Below are 21,612 nucleotides of genomic sequence, written 5' to 3'. Positions count from 1 at the left end.
TTATTCGTTTGGCATCCGGGAAATGTCTTTGTGGGCGGTGGCTAGGTAACTTTACTATCACGGAGGAATGTCTGCTGGTAGGTGTTTTTCAGTTTACCTGCAAACAACACCAATTAGATAGCTAGGGCTACCTCCCCTTAAAATTAGATTGCAAGACTACTAATTTCTTTCTTCCAAGTAGCGAGAAATTGCACTGTCAAGGTTTGGCATTAATTCACCTCGATCGCTACCAAGAACGCTGTAAGCTGGGCGGGGAGCAATCCAACCAAGTTCTTGTGTAGGAAGAGCAATTAGACTGCTGACACTTACACCTGCTTTTTTTGCCGCTAATCGGGCTAAGTCAGACCAAGCTATAGCACTTTTGTTAGCCAAATGCCACAAACCTTTCTCGCCATCAATCAATAAATCAAGGCTGGCATGGACAAGATCGGGTACATAAGTAGGGGAAACGATCGCATCTTCGGCTGCAACAAAAGTATTACCAGCACTAAGCTGACGTAGAGCGATCGTCACAAAGTTGTAATCATCCCACGGCCCGAAAAATGCGCTAGTGCGAATCATTAGTGATGTCGGATGAGCCTGTAATACTAGCTTTTCTGCCAAAACTTTGCTGCATCCATATACATTCAGGGGCGCAACGGTATCAGTTTCGACATAAGGATTCGACTCAGCACCATCGAATACCAAATCTGAAGAGAAAGTTAGCAGCCCCACATTATGTTGAGCGCAAGCAGCAGCTAAAATTGCTGCCCCTTCAGCGTTTACCTTTAAACAAACATCGGGTTCGCGTTCGGCATCGTCCACCCGCACATATCCCGCAGCGTTCACAACTGCCCACGGTTGCAATTCGGTAAGTACTTTATTGACGGAAGCAGGATTGGCAATATCCATATCTTGGCGTCTTAGCAGACAATATGAAATTCCTCGGACTTGACACAACCGAGCAAAAGCCTTGCCTAGAGTTCCTGTGGCTCCGACGATCGCCAGGGGACGATTGGAAACAGGGGAGGAAAACGGCAAAGATGAAGGAGATACGCGACAACTGACGGCTGGGTATAATAGGCGCTCTTCTCGATGCCACCATCCTGGTGTATCAAGTAATGGATGATTGGGTTTATTTCCAGTGGCTAAATCCCGCACCATTTTAGCGATCGCTGTTTGTCTGGGGCGTGGCGATCGCAAATCAAACACCCCTGACTCGTAGTATCCTGCGGAGCGAGTCACTAAACTATTCCAATCGTAGCTGCCCAAAAGTGCCCAAACAGTTATAGCGCGAACATCTGCGCCCTGGTCTCGTAATTCTTGGGCTGCATTCCACACTTCATGAAGCCAGCGTAGCTGCTCCTCACGGGTACAACTCAGGTGAACTTCAGTGACAGCAAAGGGTAGTTTGTAGCGTTCCCATGTTTCTTTGAGCAATGTGCGGGGGCCTGCCAAACCCTCAGCGCAAACTCGCACTGCCTCTACATCTGCATACTTGTCTCGACCATTACCACCATGCGTCCAAGCGGGATAGTTTTCTAGATTTTCATCTAAAAAGCGCTCGCTTGTCAGGTAATGGTTAATGCCGATAATGTCAGGCGGACAGGTATATTGTAAAAATTCTTCAAGTTCAGTCTCGCCGATCCCACAGTCGCGCAAGTAATCCCAGATGGGATGAGTTGGGTTGATTCGACCGCATAATAAATCAAGACTCAACCAACGACGCTCGTTTTCTAGTTCTGCTTGATAAGCCAGCTTTGGCGTACTATGAGTTTTACCCAAATCCTCAGTTTGTACGAGTTGAGCGTTGGGATTGATTTCTCTGATTGCTTGCATCGAAAGAGCGATCGCTTTACACTCTCCTAACAATGCACGAGCGAAAGTCAAATCGTCTCGACCGTGAGGATACCAGTGACCATACATCCCACTGAATCGTGCTGTAGTTAGTGGCTCATTTACAGGTGTGTAATGTGTAACCCAAGGATAGCGTTCTGCCACCGCACGAGCAAACACCGCTAGTTTTTTTGGAAATTCTGGATCTACTAAGCTGGTATCACGCGGCCCACTACCGTGATGCACTAATCCCACAATCGGACGGATGCCGAGTTCCCGCAAGCGCCCCAGTCGTTCATCTGCCCACGACCAATCAGCATTCTCTAAACCGTTGGGCGCTATCCGCTCCCAAAGTATTGGATAGCGGATAGCGTGTATGCCAAGTTCAGCGAATAAATCTAGGTCATCCAAGCGCGTTGCATGACCATTGCGTTCTAACTGATCGAGATACTCTTCACCCACACGATTAACCGTACACTCGACACCAGCCCAAACTTCTAGGGGAAGTTGTGCTTTGTTACTGTTGAGTGTCGAGTTGAAAGCAGAAGCCATAATTTACAACTCAAGCTGATATTTTATTTGATGCGTTCTTTTTGATTTTTGTCGAATGTGTTATACCGGAGGCTAACGCACCATCCTAGATTTTCGGTGCGTTACGCCGTGTGCGACTTTCTCTCAAACCTAACCCCCAACCCCTTCCCTACTAGCGTTGGGGAGCAAGAATGAAAGCCTCTCTCCGTTTCGGGGAGAGGAATGGAAGTGGGGTTCCAGGAATAAGTCGCACATCGCGTTGCGTTAGCACTAATGTCCATAACGCACCTTAATAAATACAGAGCAGTCCTAATTACGAATTACGAATTATTTAAGCCTTAACTGCAATTTGTTTGTACACAGCTAGAGCTTGAGCAACACATTGATCCATGTTGTAGTATTTGTAGGTTGCTAATCGTCCTACAAAATAGATCCCTGGAGTTTCATCTGCCAGCACCTTGTATTTTTTGTAAATTTCCTGATTCTCAGAACGCGGTACAGGATAATAAGGGTCTCCTTCAGCTTTGGGAAACTCATAAACAATACTCGTTTTAGAGTGTTCCTGACCAGTTAAGTATTTAAACTCTGTCACACGAGTATAAAGCTGTTCATTGGGATAGTTAATTACTGGCGCTGATTGAAACACAGAGGTGTTATGCGTTTCATGCTTGAAATCAAGCGAACGATAGGGTAGTTTGCCGTAGCGATAATCAAAGTATTCGTCAACCGGCCCGGAGTAAACCATCTCGCGGCAAGGTATAGCTTTTTGGATTTCTTGATAATCGGTGTTGAGCATTACCTTGATGTTCGGATGATTGAGCATATTCTCGAACATCCGGGTAAAGCCGTGCAGTGGCATTGCCTGGTAAGTATCGGTAAAATAGCGATCGTCACGATTGGTACGGGTGGGAATTCTGGCAATTACTGATTTATCAAGTTCCGATGGGTCGAGTCCCCATTGCTTGCGCGTATAATTTCGGAAAAACTTTTCATACAGTTCTCGACCAACTTTGCTTACCACCACATCTTCACTAGTGCGGATGTATTCTATTGGTTCAGCAAGCGATTTGTAAAACTCCTCCACCTCAAATGAATTGAGATTCATGCCATACAGCTTGTTGATGGTGTCAAGGTTGATCGGAATCGGAACAAGTTGCCCATCTACACTTGCAAGGACGCGATGCTCGTAAGACCGCCACTTAGTAAACCGCGAGAGGTATTCAAAAACTTCGCGGGAGTTGGTATGAAAAATGTGGGGGCCGTATCTGTGTACGAGAACGCCATGATCGTCATAATGATCGTAGGCATTGCCGCCTATGTGGTTGCGCTTGTCTACAACCAGCACTTTTTTACCTTGAGTTGCCAAACGTTCAGCAATGACGCTACCAGAAAAACCAGCGCCGACAACCAAGTAATCGAAGACAAAATCTCTAGTAATGACATTTGGTGCTTGTTTACCAGCCGCACCTGTGGAGTTAGCTTTGTCTTCACCATCACGGGCTGCAATGGCAGAGTCAATCAGCTTCATCATTGATGCCCAAGTGCGATCCCAAGAAATCTTTTCTAAAAAGGCATCTACTCGACTCAGCCATTCTGAGGTTGGGGTATCCTCTTGCATTGCAAGTTCTGCGGCGGTGACGAACTCAGAAACTGTATCTGCAATTCGCACCAGTTTCGATTCTCCATAAGGACGTACCACATCTCGAATTGAGGTAGATACTACAGGTCTACCTGCGGCAAGATACTCTGGAGTTTTGGTCGGGCTAATAAAACGTGTTGACTCGTTACGCGCAAATGGCAACATTGCCAAGTCCCACCCTGCTAGATATGCAGGTAGCTCTTTATAGTCTCTGCCACCAAGATAATGGATATTTTCATGCTGTGGCAAAGTTGCGGGATCGATTTTGACCACTGGCCCAATAATTACTAGATGCCAGTCGGGACGTGCTTCGGCAATACCTGCAAGCAGTTCAATATCCATCCGTTCATCAATTACACCAAAGAACCCAAGGCGAGGATGGGGAATATGAGCTTGATCTTCTGGTTCTTGAACGTTTCGCGCCTGGCCAAAGTGGGGGACATCTACACTGCTAGGGAAGGCATAAACGTTGGGGTGCTGGTTCACTTTACTTTCGTAAAGGCTTTGTCCCCCTGTAAATACTAAGTCTGCACGGCTGAATAGTTCGGCTTCGTAATTCTTTAAAGTGGGTGATGCTCCCTGGAATGCAGATAATTCATCCATACAATCGTACACCACGGCTTGGGGTTGCAAGTGGCGGGTAAAAGCGATCGCCATTGGTGTGTAATACCAACAAATATACTTGTTGATATTATGCTCTGCAAATAAATTATTAATTAGTAGTTGTAAATCTGCGTTGATTGCTTCTTCACTTAAACCTTGTTGCAGGTGTGGCACAACCACAACTACTCCATTAGAATCTTGGTTTACATCTAACCTTGCCAACGGTTCTTCAGAGAAAATTGCCTCTTCAATAAAGAAGACTCGCTTTCCTTGAGCGCAGCGACTAAGAAGATGTTGTGGCCTTTGATAAACGAAATTCCAGCGTAAATGAGATAAGCAAACTATGTCAGGTGTATCTTTAAAAGTTTCTGTTGATTGAATTTTTTTATTAGACGAAGTTAAATTCAACAGTGGCGTCGTATCCGATGATTGCGTTTGGGCTAGCTGCGATCGCTTTGTTTTACGCTGCTTCGACGAAATAACATTGCTGACACCGTTGTTTTTGACTTGAGATTTTTCACTTGCCATAGATGTTCTCGTTATTTAAATTATTTATTCTGACTTGCCAATCGCTAATACCTTTTCTTTGTAAGGCAGCACAAAGCTTACTTTTAGGCAAAAGCTTACAACACAGTTTGCTGCATTTCCATATCGAATAGGTATAATCAATGCTTTGCTGTATTTTTAATAAAATACTATTTTTAGTATAGGTTTTTCATCTACCCAAATAAATATAAAGTGGCTTTTTTGTTAAGCCAAAAGTACTATATTTTTCCCAATGTCTAAGTCTAAATAACAAAATATTGATTGATATAATCTAAGGCATTTTTTGTTTTTGTCTAAAACGTATATGCATACTTATGGGTTTTTGTCTGTTCGATTTCGTACACAAATTAATATAATTAACAAATGTATTAATTTTAATAATTCCGATTTATTTATTCCTCATACTATATGTTTCAGTCTAATATATAAAATTAACCTATTTTTAGGAAAAACCATAATTTTTTTACAAAAAAAGATTATTAACTTGTTATCTTGAATACATACTATTGTAATAATCATAGTATATTTTGGAAAGCAAGTATTATAAATTTAACCCTACTGATAGATATGTTCTCTCAACCTTAGGTAGGTTAAAAGTCTTTTGATAGTGTGTAAACTTGCTCGTATATTCAATTCATAAACCTCACGCGATCGCTTTTAATGATGGAGCGATCGCGTTTTTCTATTTCAGAGTTTCTCCAATAAAATAGGTAGTGCAGTAAATGTAGGCATTGAAAATAAATTAAGTAGTAAAGCTTCTAATTTTTTTTGAAAAACTTTTACTGCGAAAGATTTAATATATTTAATTAAAATTCCGACTTGAGATATAAAAGGTCAAACTTACTATTAAAACTACTGACAGAGAATACATTGAAACTTGTGACAGATAACCGCAAGTTTTATATTATCTATAACGTTAGTTATCACTCCATTAGTCGAAGGGATTACGAGTAATGAATACAAGTCTTTTGTCAGTCCCTAAGTTTCATAGCGGTCAAAAAGTAGAGTTTATCGGCGGAGAAGGCATCATCAAAAATTACCGCCCTCAGTCAGGTAGCTGGGTTTATTTACTAGAGATGCCTATGGGTTTAGAGCCAGAAATGGGTCGGGTTGGTAATGAAACTATGATTTGGTTATCTGAGGTAGATATCTATTTACCCTTCAATAATTCTTCTCATAATAAAATTAGAAATCATGAATATCATGAACGAAAAATGCCATTTATACAAGTGGCTAAAGCAATGAAACATTACGACAATGAAAATAATTAATTAGCAAATGTTTTTTAATGAAGATAAAAAACATAAACCCCAGATTTGACCCCATTTATAAGCCTTTCCAAAACAGTGTTTATTACCTTTGATAGAGTGAAATATATGAAAGACAAAGTTGAATTATAAATATTCTGCTTACACAGTTAAATAGCTAGAAACGATCTATTAATAATTAGATTTTGATGATTTCTCAGCTAGCGGTTACTATTTCGTAAACATCTACGCACTTACCAAGAGAAACAAGATGGAAAACATTAACCAGGCAAAAATGATTGAGCGTTACATTGCTTTGGCTATCGGAATCAGTTATTTACTTTTAGGTTTAGCTGGATTTGTACCAGCTTTAGTTTCATTACCAGGATCGAGCGAATCTTTTGTTCCACTTGATGAATCGGTTGGGGCTTATTCGGCGGGCTTTGGTTATATCTTTGGTGCGATTCCCACGAACTTTTTGCATAACATTGTACGTTGCGCCGTAGGATTGTTTGGAATTACTTCTTACAACAATACTACCACTGCGCGTCTATTCAATCGTGGTTTTGCAGTTTCTTATGCATTGCTGGCGATCGTCGGATTGTTGCCTTTGGGTAAGACATTTTTCGGCTTAATGCCATTATTTGGTGCTAATGTTTTGCTTAATGCATTAGCTGCGATCGCAGCTGGCTACTACAGTGTTGTTATACCAGCCAAAGTTAGCGGTGTTAATGTATCGCAAAATGTTCAATAGTTGCCGATAGTCTGCGGTGTCCAGGTAGGGCCATTGCAAGATGGCCCTTCTGGTTTCCAGATCAGCATATCTAAGCAGATTTGCCGCATATCCATGTTTTTCGTCCAAGCATGGTAGACAACATACTCAGTCTTACCATCTGGCCCAAGAACAATAGAATTGTGTCCCGGCCCTATAACAAAATTAGGAACAGACTTTAGCACCCGCGGCCCGGTTTCGTTACCTGCATCAGAATAAGGCCCCATCACGTTGTCAGCAACGCCATAATCTACACCGTAGTTCTCAGTTTCCCAACGTCCACCACTATAAAAGCAGTAGTATTTACCTTCATGCTTACGAACGCAGGGGCCTTCTAAAGTATGCCAATCATAGATTTCACCATACATTAAACGGTTGGCTAAAAACCGTTGCCAATCTGCTCGCGCGCGTAAAACCACTTTTCCTTCACCAGCAAGCTTAGTCATGGTTTGGAGTTTGTCTACAACTAATGCTGTGCCAGCACGCACTCCATCCGATGTATCCAGAAAGTCACGGGCGTAAAACAAATACCACTGTCCATCGTCATCCTGAAATGGGTGCGGATCGATCGCAAAGGGACAAGATTTTGGATCTACGACTGGCTCACCAACATCTTGATAAGGGCCTAATGGAGTATCGCTTGTAGCCACACGTAACTGATGATTCTTGTCTTCATGCCCCACTGAGTAGTATAGATAAAACTGGCGATCGCAGTAAGCAACTTCGGGGGCCCAAAAATTATCGCCAAGGGCGGGATCTGGCCGCTGTAGGGCGTTACCAACATAATCCCAATTTACAAAATCGAAAGAGCGTAACAGAGGAAAGACACACGATTTGTTATTGGAGTTAACATTTGGTGCGTCCGCTATTTCATCTACCGTTCCTTCTGCTTCTGCTGCGCCAGTGCCGATCGCATAATATACGCCTTCATGTTGCCAAACAAAAGGATCGGCAAAATAACCTTTGTAGACTGGATTAGTATAGGTTTGCATCTTAGTTATTTATGTATAGAATGACAAAAATTCTTCTTCTACTAGTGGTCTGTCCCATTAATTATGATAGGTGAATCAACTTTTCAATTTTTATTTATACCAATTCAATTAATGATTGCAACACATCCTTGGTAAAGACGCGATTCATCGCGTCTCTACAAATGGTCTATTTGTCACATTCTTTTTTCCAATTGGTATTACCTCTTCCTTTGCGCTCTTTGCGTCCTTCTCCCAAGGGGAGACGCTAACGCGAATGCGGTTCGTTTTCTTATCCCTCAAATTTAATGAGACAAAGTACTTAGTAGTCTGTCAAGGGAAGTTTGAAGGGTAAAGGAACGAACCACAGAGGCGCAGAGGGCACATCTGAGAAAAAAGAGATGTTTAAGAGGTGTCTCACTCGTCAAAGTTAGCTTGAAAAACTACTAGTATTTGAAATTCACGTAAGTTTCGACTTTGTTCTTAGGTAAGCTTTCTACTAGCTGACACCGTAGCATCTGTTTTAGTTTTTCTGGGAGGCTTTGATAATAGTCTTGTGGGAGAGTCAAATCTACCTTTGGTGTGTGCAACCAATGCATAGCATAGCCCATAACTATCATCGGTCTTGGGTGGTTTGTCCGATTTGGGGAACCGCGATGTAGTGCTAAAGGCGATCGCACCATCACGTCACCTGGTTGCATATAAAAGGATTCCATTGGAATTTCACCACTGGCAACCTTTTCTAATCCCTCTTCTCGCGGTATGACATGAGTACCACGCGCCATTTGAAACGGCCCGTTTTCTGCGGTTACTTCTACAAGGGGAAAGTTAACTGCGAGGGCGTAAAGTGGTGTAACTATGCGATCGCTAAATAATGGGCGAAAGTCCCGATGGGTTTCCTGATAATCTGAACCCTGGAATGGGACATCAACTCCCATCTGAACCATTACGTATTCTTGGTAAAACACGCGATCTAGGATACCCATAATCACTGGATTGGCAAAAACTAACTCATTAGCGAATGGGTAAATCCAAGGCAAGGTTAGATAATAGCGGGAAACTTCACGAGGAGCCAACCCACCTGGTTGATTTTGACGCTCGTAAAATAACTTTTCAAAAGCTTGTGCCCACTCGTCAATTAATTTTTGCTCAAAAACACCGGGAATCACACAAATTCCGTCTTGATTCAGTTTTTGAGCAAACTGGTCTAGGTCGGTAGCTGAATATTTCGCTATACCGCCTATACTTTGAACCATCTTTTTTATCCTCTTCAACTTATAAATAGAGGCGTATTAATATCAGACCTCTAGGAGATTTTTTATTGCTTGTCGATAGTAGCGCACTATTTTTAAAATTGGTGGCTTAAGCCAATCCTCTGTAACAATTAATTTATATTAATTATAACGAATTAGTTAACATAACTAAACTCTTTGACACTCCAGACAATGCAACGCGATCGCCTGCCTTTGAAGGGCATCTAACAGTCAGAATGCAGTTGGACTCAGTAAACCACCAATAGACACACCTGCATACATCAGCACATCGGCAGCGTTACGGGCGAAGGTAAGTGCGACTGTCAGCCCAATTCCAGAGTTACCACTTGTGAGTATGGCGGCTTTGCCTTGCAGTTTTCCAGAACCGCGATCGGAATTTTTACTATAGCTGTTAGTCCTTGTCAAAAAATTGTCATAAATTTTCTCGATCTGTACTTGAGTGAATAGCTTTGTTCAAATCCCGCAGCAAGTCTTCTTCTGCATCCCGCTCTTGCTTGAGTTCTCGAATCATTTCTTGACTAGAACCAATCAGCAAGCCAGCAACTGCACCAACGAGCGCATATTTTTGCTCTAAATCTTTATACATCTGACTTGTGTACGGGGAAGGAAGTAAACTAGCAGTAATAAAACCAATTCCCGCACCTAGAAATGCTGTCACAAAGGCAGAAAAAGCGATTAATTTAGCGTTCATTTGCTTCGCTCCAATGCTTATAACTTTGCTAAATTATTAGGAGATACTCTATATTGTCTCAGTGGTTCCCAAAGTTACAGCTTAATCTTTACCTCTTGTAATGATACTGATTCTGGATTAAGTTGGTACTGAACCCCCTCCCCGCTCTTCGAGAGGCAGGACGGTTTTATAGAAACAGAGAAAAAATGAACCTAGCTTTCTAAGTACAGCTTTGCGTAAAAACGTAGCGTTGTTAATGCAAGCCGATGCATTAACATTGCAAGCCGATGCATTAACAATGCAAGCCGATGCATTAATATTGCAAGCCGATGCATTAACATTGCAAGCCGATGCATTAATATTGCAAGCCGACGCATTAACATTGCAAGCCGATGCATTAACATTGTCGTGTATTGCCAAATTTAATTCGCTACGAATTAATGAAATGCTGTACTAAGCCTCTCTTTGCTTGCCTAACGGCAGGCTGACGCCTAATACGGTTTGGTTAAAGTTTTTTGATGAAAATTTTAGATCGCTAAAGATACGATAAATCATTACGAAGACGCGATAAATCGCCGTCTCTACAATAACCAGACGCGATAAATCGCCGTCTCTACAATAACCAGAGACGGCGATTCATTGCGTTTGTTGGCTTAACCCTCTTCCTTTTTATTTACTCGAATCATTACGTCTGTTATCATCAGCATTCTGCTTGATAATTACAGATGAATGTTGATGAGCGTTCGTCGTTCGCGCACCGTCTCCGGCTGGAGTTGGCATCGCTCTTGATTGTCCATCTTCGTTTCCATCTGGGGATGGCGGTTGCGAGGGTTTAGCAGGTTTTTTCTTCAAGAAGCGTTCTTCTAAAGTCTTGATGATTACATACAGGACTGGAACAATCAGCAAACTCAGAATTGTTGCTACGAGTAACCCACCAAACAAAGCTGTTCCTAACGACCAGCGGGAGGCAGAACCGGCTCCGGTGGCAATTACCAGGGGGAAAAATCCTAGCAAGGAAGCGCTTGAAGTCATGACAATCGGTCGGAATCGTTCTTGCGCTGCGGTTATGGCTGCTTGTCGAATTGTCACACCTTCTTCTAGGGCTTGATTGGCAAACTCGACGATCAAAATCGCGTTCTTCGACGCTAATCCAATCAGCATCACTAACGCCACGTTTGCGTAGACATCGTTCACCAAACCGCGCAAAGCTAAGGCACTCAACGCACCTAACAACGCTAACGGTACAGTTAAGAGAATAATCGCCGGATCGATATAACTTTCATACTGAGCAGCCAGCGTCAGAAACACCATAATGATTCCGAAACCAAAAATCAAAATCCCCAAGTTACCTGCACTTAATTCTTCGCGAGCAGTTCCAATCCAGTCACTGCCAACCCCCGGTGTTGCTGCTTCAGTCACCGCTTGCTGCATTGCTTGAATTGCCTGTCCACTACTGTAGCCCGATGCTTCTCTACCTTGTATATCGATCGCGCGGAAGCCGTTGTAATGAGAGATTACAGATGGGCCTGTAGTGGGTGTGATTTTTGCAACTTCACTCAATGGCACCATTTGGTTATTTGCCGATCGCACATAAAGCCGCTGAATATCATCTGGCGATCGCCGATAGTTCGCATCTGCCTGAACGTATACGCGGTAGCTACGCTGTCCCAAGGTAAAATCGTTAACATACTGAGAACCAATTGCAGCTCCGAGTGTGGTGACGGCTTGTTGAAAATCGATGTTGAGTGCTTCTAAACGAGTGCGATCGAAGTCAATTTGAAACTGTGGCGTACTGGCAGTAAACTGGGTAAAAACGCCGCCATTGAGCGCCGGTTTTTGATTTGCTTGGGCGATTACCGCTTGAGCATTTGCATAAAAATCATTGATTGTCAGTCTTCCATTGGTACGGTCTTCTAGCTGTAATTCAAATCCCCCTAACGTACTAAAGCCTTGAATCGGTGGCGGACTAACTGCGGTGATAATAGCTTCTGGAATTGTTGCAAACTCTTTATTTATTCGGGCTAAGATTCCAGAGGCAGTTTGATTGGGTTGAGTGCGCTCCTCCCACGGCTTGAGTTTTGCAAAGAACACGCCGCGATTTGAGCCACTACCGGCAAAGCCAAATCCCGAAGTGGCGAAAACGTTACTCACCTCTGGTTCTTTTTCGAGAATTTGTTCGAGTTTGGTAATTACTTGGTCGGTATAGTTGAGGGCAACTCCATCTGGCCCTTGAATAATACCTAAGACAATTCCCTGGTCTTCACTCGGAACAAATCCGGTGGGAACATGGGTAAACATAAAATATGTCGCAGCTAAACCAACCACAAATAATCCGATTACCGCATAACGAACGCGAATCAGAAAATTCACTGTCGCTAAATACTTGTCAATAATCCATTGTAAAATCTGATTGAAACGACCAAAAAACCAACCAAGCGGGCCGCGTGCAGGCCGAGGTGGGCGGAGCAAAATTGCCGATATACTAGGACTAAAGGAAAGGGCATTAAAGGTTGAGATGGCGATTGAAAAAGCAATAATCAACGCGAACTGTTGATACATTTTTCCTGTCGAACCTGGGAAAAATGCCACCGGAATAAAAACTGCCATCAATACTAGCGACGTTGAAACTACCGCTCCGGTAAGTTCATCCATTGCCTCGACTGATGCTTGCAGTGGTCGCATTCCCTGTTCAACTTTGCGGGCGATCGCTTCAACAACAATAATGGCATCATCTACAACTAATCCTGTTGCCAAAATTAAGCCAAATAACGTTAAATTATTCAACGAGAATCTAAACACGTAAGCAAACGCTAATGCCCCAATCAGTGAAACGGGAATGGCAACCAGGGGAATAATCGTGGCTCGCCAGTTTTGCAGAAACAGAAAAATCACTAGTACGACAAGAGCGATCGCTTCAACTAGTGTTTTCAGCACTTCTTCGAGTGAGGCTTGCACAAATCCAACGGTATCGTAGACAATCTGGGCTTTTAAGCCTGGTGGAAAGTCTTTCATCAACTCATCCATCTGAGCCTGAACGTTTTTCGCTACATCCAGGGCGTTACTACCAGGTAATTGATAAATTGCGATCCCAATCGACGGCTTACCATTATTTCTGGCATTGCTGCTGTAAGTCTCCGAACCAAGTTCTGCACGACCGACATCTTGAAGTTTAATTAAACTGCCATTACTTCCGGCTTGAATAACTAGATTTTCAAACTCTGACGCATTTTTAAATTGACCATTGACTCGCAACGGAATTTCATAACTTTGACCTGGAGGGATAGGCGATTGACCTAACGTTCCGGCTCCGGCGAGAATGTTTTGCGATCGCAATGCCGTAGAGACATCTGCCACAGTTAAGCCTCGACTTGCCAGCGCATTCGGATCGAGCCACAACCGCATTGCATATTGCTTTTCACCAAAAATTGTTAAATCCCCAACTCCCGGCGTTCTCAGCAGTTGATCTCGCAAATTCAGATCGATATAGTTACTAATAAACAGCGCGTCATACTCATTATTTTCGGGATAAAGAGCATAGACTAACAAAATACTTGTAGAAGATGTTTGTGCTGTCACACCGAACTGTTGCACCGTTGTCGGTAGGCGAGGTGTAGCACGGGCGAGACGATTTTGGACGTTAACTTGAGCAATATTTTTATCTACCTGTGAGCCAAAATATACCGAAATTTGGCTACTACCTGCTGAACTGTTCGAGGTCATGTACTGCATTCCCTCAACGCCGTTAATTTGTCGCTCCAGCGTAGTTGTCACCGCAGTTTCGACAGTTTCCACATCCGCCCCAGTATAGGAAGCTGAAACTTGAACGCGAATCGGTGCAATATCTGGCAAGTAATTAAGCGGCAGCAACGGAATACACACGCCACCGACAATCAGAATCAGTAGAGTGCAAACAGTAGTTAATACCGGGCGTTTAATGAAGGTATTCGCGATCGAAAAAATCATAAATTATCCATCCTGGATTTATGATATCGGTTGAATTGGTGCGCCTTCTCGAAGTTTGAGAATGCCAGAAGTCACAATCGTTTCGCCGGATTTAAGCCCATCGATAACTTGATAATTGGGCCCTTGAATATCTCCCAGGCGCACTAAACGCTGATGCACAACTTGCTGCTGTTGGCCATTGACGGTTTTGTTTTCGGTGACAAATACAAAACTTTGCCCACCAATGCGAGAAATTGCAACGGTAGGAATCAAGATACCTGGTTGTCGATTCCAAATCACACGACCTCTAACGTATTGCCCATCGCGCAATCGCCCTTGTGAATTCCGAAAGCGGGCTTTGCTCAAAACTGACTGTTGGTTAGAACTTACATTTGGAGAAATGTAGCTAATTGAACCTGTACCAAGCAATTGCTGAGTAGTGGGATCGATTAACTGAACGGGTAAGCCAATTCGTAATTGACGCAATCGATTTGAGGGTATGGAAAGATTGAGATCCAGCGAATCGTTTTGTGTGAGTGTAGTAATTGTTTGTCCGATGTTGACATAATCTCCAACCTTGACCGGAAATTCACCAACTACGCCAGTAATGGGTGCTACCACTTGCTTAAAATTGAGGCTGACTCGCGCCGCAGCCGTGCTTGCTTGAGCTTGGCGGATATTTGCCTGTGCTTGGCGGACAGCTGCCCTAGCTGCTGCGACTTGCTTTTCGGATGTTTGCAGGTCTGCGATCGCAGTTTGTAAATTATTTCTAGCAATGTCTAACTCTTGTCTAGCTATGGCTCCTTCGTTGACCAACTGTTGGCTACGATTGAACTGTGTCCGTTGCAGTTGAACATTTGCAGCTGCTTTGGTGCGTTGGGCTTCGGCTTGTTGTTGCTCTGCTTGAGCAGTAGCCAATGCTGCTTGCACCGAATTAGCAGCTGCGATCGAACTGGCGACATTAGCCTGAGCCTGATCTAAACTCAAAGACGCGATCGGCGTACCCTGCTGCACTCGCTGACCACTCGACACCAGAATTGATTCGATTCGTCCTTGAGTTTGGGGTTGTAGTATGACTTTTTGCTGCGCCTCCAACGACCCGACAAACTCGGAACTTTCTTCGATTGTACCTGCGTCAATTCTTTGAAGTTTTACCGGCAATGGTGGCGGGGTTTGAGCATTAGCTGCCGGATCGTTTTTTTGACAACCACTCGTCAATGTTGTGAGCATTAGTACGATAACTAATACTGGATTTGCGAGTAAAAAGTTTAAGTATTTAAGTAGATAATCACGTTTTAGCATGAAACCAAATGCTGATTAGTTAAATCTATCCACTGTATAATTTTTCTGTCTCAATCCAAGGGATTAAGACAACCTAATGACTCCAGCTTTGCTGCAAGACAAGAATTCAGGAGTCAGAATTCAGAATTCAGAAGTAATATTATGTCCGCTTGATTACTTATTAAAACCCGAATCACCCCACCCCCAACCCCTCCTCGCTTGCGGGGAGGGGAGACAAAGCACAGCTTTGGCGGGGTGGGGTTCTTTTATTACGGATAATTTGGCGGACATGATATAAAACAGGTTTTATACCTGGCTTTGAGACGCGAGCTTGTGTACTTCACTAACTTGAAATTCGCAATAAACTTTCTATATGTCTAGATATTTTGTCGATCGCACGCATTAAATGCATCTTTCATCAAAATCACGGCTTTACGTCAAACAAACTCATCTTCAAAAAATCTTTAGATTAATACTACGTGAGTTCGACGGATTAAAAAAAATACCAAAGATAGAGATAATTAAGTTTGTAGGGTAGATATCAAAGATTTTTGAAAATGATAAGTAAGTCCGCACAATAAAAGCAAACTATGTAAACAAAAGTAAACAAGGCTTAAACCCTTTTTCCTTACGCTTCTGCCCGATCGCAACGATAATTATTTAAGCCAACTTACTTAAGTATCTGATTTTGTATCTTAAATATGATATTGAGAAGCCAAGTAATCCTAACAAAAGAGTGAGTATCGAACCTAATTAAAATTAATTATGCTCAATTACTTAGCAAACTCACTCTTTGAGACTCCAGGCAATTCAACACTATCACCCGGCTTTGAAGGCCATCTGACAGTCAGAATAGTGCAGTCGGACTCAGCAATCCACCAATGGGACACACCTGCACACCAAAGAACATAATCACCTTCACGAGATAATAAAATTTCTCTATCTTCAAATTGCAGGCGAAACTCTCCGTGAATGAGAATTGAAAGCGTCGCAGCTTGGTTATTTACTGCCCATTCAGTTCTACTGTCACCTGCTTTGTGAACAGCCCATTTTACTTCTAGCATCTCCGTGGAACGCGGATCGTCTTCAGGGGTGATAAAGTGACCCATGAACCATCCCCAACGATTTACACCTTCAACGGCTGCGTTTCCATAAACAACTTTAGGCTGCATCACTTAACTCCAAAGAAGGAACCAAAATTTGTCCGGTGTAACCTGCTTGCTTGTATTGCTCAAGAACATGAGTTGCAATATCTTTGCTCTGGCCTGATTTAACCAAAGCAACACAAGCACCGCCAAAACCAGCACCTGTCAGCCTTGCACCAAACACTCCTTCTGTTTTCTGCAAAATCTCTACTAATGTATCCAGTGCAGGTACAGACACTTCGTAATCGTCTCTTAAACTGGCGTGGGATGCGTTCATCAATTCGCCAAAGCGCTCAGATGTTACTCCCTGCAATACTTCCAAGACGCGGTTATCTTCTGTAACCACATGACGGGCACGCCGCCGTAGAGGTTCGGGGAGTTTTTCTGTTACTTTAACCTCAGTAATATCTCGTAGTGCCTTAACTCCTAGCGATCGCGCCGCTTCTTCACACTCAGCCCGACGCTGGTTATAACCGCTAGTGGCAAGGGTGCGGGGTACACCGCTATCAATAACCAAAATCTCCGCATTTTCAGGCAAAGGCATCACCCGGCGTTCTAAAGTCCGAGTATCTAAAAATAAGATATGCTCGGTATCAGCCAAACTAGAAGCCATCTGATCCATGATGCCGCACTGCACGCCAGCATAGTGAATTTCTGCTTGCTGGGCGAATTGGGCAATTTCAACGTCATCAATGGGAAGGTTGAGAAGTTGGCGTAATGCTCGCAGCGTTGCCACTTCCAAAGCCGCGCTACTAGACAAACCCGAACCCATCGGAACCGATGATTTGACGTATACAGAAAGCGATGGTATTGTGTGTCCTGCTTTTTGCAAAACTTCAATACAGCCAAAAATATAACTGGCAAATCCAGACGGGGAATGGTTTATATCTAAAATGCTCACTTGCTCGTTGAGATTTTCCGAGTAAAAGTGATGGTGGCGATCGCTACTCAAACCTAGCTGTACCGTCGTAGATTGAGGAATCGCAGTTGGCAGAACAAAGCCATCGTTATAGTCAGTATGTTCGCCGAGTAAATTTACTCTTCCTGGCGCACTGGCTTCAGTTTCAGGTAATTTACCGAATACTTGTTGAAAATCCATAATTTTTAATTGTACAAAGGTACAGGGCGTAACCTTCCTTCTACCTCAACATTAGGAAAATTTGGATCGAAAGTCAGATTTTCCAACTTTCCATCCTTGAGAATCACAAAAGTATCTTCAATTTTTGCCCCTGCTAAACTAGGGTTCCAAGCAAGAGCAATGCCTTCTGTCAAGGTATCAGTAGTAGTTGGATTGGCGACGATTTCTCGCGCTAAATATCCAGTGGTTCCTCCCTGGTGGTGTTCGCGGATGGCATTGGGAAATCCATGCTGCTCATAAGCCTGAGCTAGTGCCTGATAAACTGCATCGAGACTGGTTCCGGGTTGGCACAAATTTAAAACTACTGCTTCTATTTCGCGCACATGGGAATGTAATTCCGCCCGTTCGTCTGAAAGCTTACCAAAACAAACAAATCGAGTCAGATTTGCATACAAACCGTAACCTCTCGCGCAAAACACCAGCATCGCTTGCTGCCCAATCTGTTCTCCGGTGGCTGTGGCATGACGGTATAGCGGTAAACGCCTCTCACCCGCTACCAGTGTCAGCGCTGGATGTAACCCTTGCGCCCATAATGCCTCTGCACCCGCACCCGCTAACTGATATTCTGTCCAAGTTGGCTTGGCGGCTTTGAGTACCTCTGTCATTGCCTGACTAGCTTTTTGCCCAACTTGACGATATCGCTCTAATTCACTTGACATCATTACCCGTTTATGTTTTTGCAAAGATGGGGGTAACGGCTGTTCTAAATTGGAGATGGGGCGATCGCTAATTACTTTTCCGCCGCCAGTTACATCGCGAACAAAAGACTCACGGGCAGCATAATCAGCCCAAGGGTTCACATATACCTTAAAATTAGCTGGCAGTTCTTCATCCTTAAGACGCTGCGCTTCAATTTCATCCGTCAATACCCAAGCCTCGTCTGTAGTTACTAATACTTCTGCTACGCCAGTTTCAGCAGTAAGTAGCACGGTATTAGAAGCACCAGCCGTTGCCCAAGCAAACCAGTCTGTACCACGCAAACGCAAGCCTTGCACTTCAGATTCACGCAAGGTTTGCCCGATCAACTCTAGCTTTTGGGAGACTTCCTCGTTCATAGAAAATTAGTAACCACAGATGAATACAGATAATTATGAGATTTATCTGTGTTTATATGCGTATGTCTGTGGTTTGAGAAAAACGTGGCTACGGTATTATATCGAGTTTGGCATTTCAATATTTACAACCACTACTGATAATCCCTTCGCCTTCTTCTCTGGTAAAGCATCATTAGTAAATATACTCACTTCGCTCAATTGGTAATTTTCTAAAAACTCAAAAATTTAAATTTAATCCAGTTGCTTAGAAAAGTGTATTTGTAATTACAGATCAACTTCACATCGACTAACCTCTCTAGGCGAATGGCACATTGAGGTAAGGTAGTTCTCAAGAATGATGTAATCGTCAGTAAATTTTTGAAATTATAAAAGCGCAATAGCTACAAAGACATCAAAAAAAGCCCATGAAATCCCAAGAGACTCAAGACGAAATAACAGAGAATCATGTTTCTCTGCCAGAGAACCCACCTAACGACATGAATGCTCAAGAACCTGATAAATCTGAGCAGATGACTCAGGTACAAAAGGATAATGTAATCACCAATCAGGACTTACCCAATCCACTAGCTCGCTATGGGTTTACTGTGGTTATATTGGCTACTTTCTTATTTGTTGTCGCCCTTTACTACGGAATTATTAACCCCTGACTAATTCACTTAATTTAGTCCAAAAAAAAGTAGAAATCCTTAGTATGACAGCTTACCAATAGGTAGATAAACTTGAGCTTGATTTTTTTATTTTGCTAAAAAAAATATACAAAATATTAAGCTCATCTTAATCAAAAAATTAGTAAAATTTGTATCTTTGAGACTGTATTTAAGACTACAAGTTCATTTAATACAAATATCGTCCGATAGTTAGATGGAAATGGTAGTCATTAATTAGTTTATTACTTCTATGGAAATGAATTGCATCATCTTGCCTAATGATGTGAGTCTAAGAATTAAGCCTGTTTTATCCTCAATACTCATCAGCTTTTGCTATTTAGATTGACCTCCAATCCAAGGCTGAAAGGGTGCTGATTCAATTGTAAAAAGTTGCTGACTCGTTAGAACTAGCAACTTGGATTAGCGTTTAAGGAGATGTAATTAAATTGCATGGCCACAAAATATCCTAAATTTAACCAGGATCTCGCACAAGACCCGACTACACGTCGGATCTGGTATGCGATGGCTACGGGAAATGATTTTGAAAGCCATGATGGCATGACCGAGGAAAATCTTTACCAAAAGATTTTTGCTACTCACTTCGGTCACGTGGCAATCATATTTCTGTGGGCATCTAGTCTATTGTTCCACGTAGCTTGGCAAGGTAATTTTGAACAGTGGATTAAAGATCCGCTGCATATTCGTCCAATCGCCCACGCGATTTGGGACCCTCACTTCGGTAAACCAGCAATAGAAGCTTTTACCCAAGGGGGCGCTACTAATCCTGTTAACATTGCTTACTCTGGTGTTTACCACTGGTGGTACACCATTGGAATGCGGACAAACAATGACCTCTACCAAGGTTCAGTGTTCTTGTTGCTGTTAGCAGCATTGTTCTTGTTTGCTGGTTGGCTGCACTTGCAACCCAAGTATCGTCCCAGCTTGGCTTGGTTCAAGAGTGCTGAACCTCGTCTGAATCACCATTTAGCAGGTTTGTTTGGTGTTAGCTCTCTAGCTTGGGCTGGACATCTTATTCACGTTGCCATTCCCGAATCTCGCGGTCAGCATGTTGGTTGGAATAATTTTCTGACTACCTTGCCTCACCCAGCAGGTTTAGCACCTTTCTGGAGGGGTGACTGGGGTGTATATGCTCAGAATCCTGATACCTCAGGGCATTTGTTTGGTACATCTCAAGGCGCAGGGACAGCAATTCTGACTTTCTTGGGTGGTTTTCATCCCCAAACTGAATCGCTATGGTTGACCGATATGGCTCATCACCATTTAGCGATCGCAGTTATCTTTATCGTTGCCGGTCATCAGTACCGGACTAACTTCGGCATTGGTCACAGCATCAAAGAGATGCTCAACTCCAGAAAATTCTTTGGCATTCAAACCGAAGGTCAGTTCAACTTACCGCACCAAGGGCTGTACGACACCTATAACAACTCGCTGCACTTCCAGTTATCTATACACTTGGCAGCCTTGGGTACTGCTGCATCGTTAGTGGCACAGCACATGTACTCGATGCCTCCTTACGCCTTCATCGGTAAGGACTACACAACGCAGGCGGCACTGTACACTCATCACCAGTATATCGCTGGCTTCCTGATGATTGGTGCATTCGCCCATGCCGGCATCTTCTGGGTTCGAGATTACGACCCAGAGCAGAATAAGGGTAACGTACTTGAGCGTGTACTTCAGCATAAAGAAGCGATTATTTCTCACCTGAGTTGGGTATCGTTATTCTTAGGCTTCCACACTCTGGGGTTATACGTTCACAACGACGTTGTAGTTGCTTTTGGCACTCCTGAAAAGCAAATTTTGATTGAGCCAGTATTCGCTCAATTCATCCAATCTGCTCACGGGAAACTGCTGTATGGGATGGATGCTTTATTATCTAACCCAGATAGTATCGCCTACACAGCTTGGCCCAACTACGCTAACGTCTGGTTGCCAAACTGGACAGCAGCGATCAACTCCGGCACTAACTCCCTGTTCTTGACGATTGGGCCTGGTGATTTCCTGGTTCACCATGCGATCGCTTTAGGTTTGCATACCACCACCTTAATTTGTGTCAAGGGCGCATTGGATGCTCGTGGTACCAAATTAATGCCTGATAAAAAAGACTTCGGCTTCACCTTCCCCTGCGATGGGCCAGGTCGGGGTGGTACTTGCCAAACTTCCTCTTGGGAACAGTCTTTCTATCTGGCCAGAATGGCACTAAGAAAAGCCGAAACGCTTGTGTATTAAGCAGTTTGCAACTGCTTTCGTAATTCGTGCCGGGGTTTGGTCATTAAGGGATAAGCTTTCGGGCGGCGTTTACGGACTCGTGGTTCGTT

The 21,612-nt window shown here is 43.3% G+C and carries 15 protein-coding genes and 1 pseudogene; 5 read left to right on the top strand and 11 right to left on the bottom strand.

The genetic code is table 11. The annotated features are described in order from the left end of the window. Positions 1-159 precede the first annotated feature (159 nt). Both AC1F2U_RS33020 and glf read right to left on the bottom strand, forming a co-directional pair. Complete coding sequence (locus tag AC1F2U_RS33020) at positions 160-2,367, bottom strand: family 1 glycosylhydrolase (RefSeq protein WP_480264977.1); 2,208 nt, start codon at positions 2,365-2,367, stop codon at positions 160-162. A gap of 310 nt (positions 2,368-2,677) precedes the next feature. Beyond that, a complete protein-coding gene (gene glf / locus AC1F2U_RS33015) occupies positions 2,678-5,116 on the bottom strand; it encodes a UDP-galactopyranose mutase (protein ID WP_480264976.1) in 2,439 nt (812 codons plus the stop codon). A 971-nt stretch (positions 5,117-6,087) separates the two neighbouring features. Here glf and AC1F2U_RS33010 point away from each other — a divergent pair. Further along, entirely contained in the window at positions 6,088-6,405 is a 318-nt protein-coding gene (locus AC1F2U_RS33010) for a hypothetical protein (protein ID WP_480264975.1), read from the top strand. Between the two features lie 247 nt (positions 6,406-6,652). Continuing rightward, the gene (locus AC1F2U_RS33005) at positions 6,653-7,135 is read left to right on the top strand and encodes a DUF4383 domain-containing protein (RefSeq protein ID WP_480264974.1); all 483 of its coding nucleotides are present in this window, start codon (positions 6,653-6,655) and stop codon (positions 7,133-7,135) included. Here AC1F2U_RS33005 and AC1F2U_RS33000 read toward each other — a convergent pair. The 4 genes from AC1F2U_RS33000 to AC1F2U_RS32985 form a co-directional block, all read right to left on the bottom strand. Then, entirely contained in the window at positions 7,129-8,145 is a 1,017-nt protein-coding gene (locus AC1F2U_RS33000) for a glycoside hydrolase family 43 protein (RefSeq protein ID WP_480264973.1), read from the bottom strand. The genes AC1F2U_RS33005 and AC1F2U_RS33000 overlap by 7 nt on opposite strands. 422 nt (positions 8,146-8,567) lie before the next feature. Beyond that, the gene (locus AC1F2U_RS32995) at positions 8,568-9,377 is read right to left on the bottom strand and encodes a phytanoyl-CoA dioxygenase family protein (RefSeq protein ID WP_480264972.1); all 810 of its coding nucleotides are present in this window, start codon (positions 9,375-9,377) and stop codon (positions 8,568-8,570) included. Between the two features lie 228 nt (positions 9,378-9,605). Further along, positions 9,606-9,800 (bottom strand): hypothetical protein, encoded by a 195-nt coding sequence (locus tag AC1F2U_RS32990; RefSeq protein ID WP_480264971.1) that lies wholly within the window; start codon positions 9,798-9,800, stop codon positions 9,606-9,608. A 7-nt stretch (positions 9,801-9,807) separates the two neighbouring features. Further along, the gene (locus AC1F2U_RS32985) at positions 9,808-10,086 is read right to left on the bottom strand and encodes a hypothetical protein (RefSeq protein WP_480264970.1); all 279 of its coding nucleotides are present in this window, start codon (positions 10,084-10,086) and stop codon (positions 9,808-9,810) included. A gap of 211 nt (positions 10,087-10,297) precedes the next feature. Here AC1F2U_RS32985 and AC1F2U_RS32980 point away from each other — a divergent pair, with 211 nt between their 5' ends. Then, the gene (locus AC1F2U_RS32980) at positions 10,298-10,522 is read left to right on the top strand and encodes a hypothetical protein (RefSeq protein ID WP_480264969.1); all 225 of its coding nucleotides are present in this window, start codon (positions 10,298-10,300) and stop codon (positions 10,520-10,522) included. A gap of 212 nt (positions 10,523-10,734) precedes the next feature. Here the strand turns inward: AC1F2U_RS32980 and AC1F2U_RS32975 are convergent, their stop codons facing one another. The 5 genes from AC1F2U_RS32975 to AC1F2U_RS32955 form a co-directional block, all read right to left on the bottom strand. Beyond that, positions 10,735-14,028, bottom strand: a complete 3,294-nt coding sequence (locus tag AC1F2U_RS32975; RefSeq protein ID WP_480264968.1) for an efflux RND transporter permease subunit — start codon at positions 14,026-14,028, stop codon at positions 10,735-10,737. Between the two features lie 18 nt (positions 14,029-14,046). Continuing rightward, positions 14,047-15,237 carry an efflux RND transporter periplasmic adaptor subunit gene (locus tag AC1F2U_RS32970; RefSeq protein ID WP_480264967.1) on the bottom strand — a complete coding sequence of 397 codons (1,191 nt, stop codon included), beginning with the start codon at positions 15,235-15,237 and terminating at the stop codon, positions 14,047-14,049. Between the two features lie 824 nt (positions 15,238-16,061). Next, entirely contained in the window at positions 16,062-16,460 is a 399-nt protein-coding gene (locus AC1F2U_RS32965) for a signal peptidase I (RefSeq protein ID WP_480264966.1), read from the bottom strand. Continuing rightward, positions 16,450-17,532, bottom strand: a complete 1,083-nt coding sequence (gene galK, locus AC1F2U_RS32960; RefSeq protein WP_480264965.1) for a galactokinase — start codon at positions 17,530-17,532, stop codon at positions 16,450-16,452. The genes AC1F2U_RS32965 and galK overlap by 11 nt, the downstream gene beginning before the upstream one ends. Before the next feature lie 5 nt (positions 17,533-17,537). Then, positions 17,538-18,626, bottom strand: coding sequence for a M24 family metallopeptidase (locus tag AC1F2U_RS32955; protein WP_480264964.1), 1,089 nt, complete (start codon positions 18,624-18,626; stop codon positions 17,538-17,540). A 404-nt stretch (positions 18,627-19,030) separates the two neighbouring features. Here AC1F2U_RS32955 and AC1F2U_RS32950 point away from each other — a divergent pair, with 404 nt between their 5' ends. Beyond that, positions 19,031-19,273: a hypothetical protein gene (locus tag AC1F2U_RS32950; protein WP_480264963.1), complete on the top strand. Its 243-nt coding sequence runs from the start codon at positions 19,031-19,033 to the stop codon at positions 19,271-19,273. A 450-nt stretch (positions 19,274-19,723) separates the two neighbouring features. Continuing rightward, positions 19,724-21,484, top strand: a pseudogene (gene psaB / locus AC1F2U_RS32945) (photosystem I core protein PsaB); the annotation flags it as partial. Positions 21,485-21,612: the final 128 nt, after the last annotated feature.

The sequence above is a fragment of the Nostoc sp. LEGE 12454 genome (assembly GCF_056620565.1).
The sequence above is the reverse complement of the archived record's forward strand: the minus strand, read 5'-3'. Positions and strand labels throughout refer to the sequence as shown.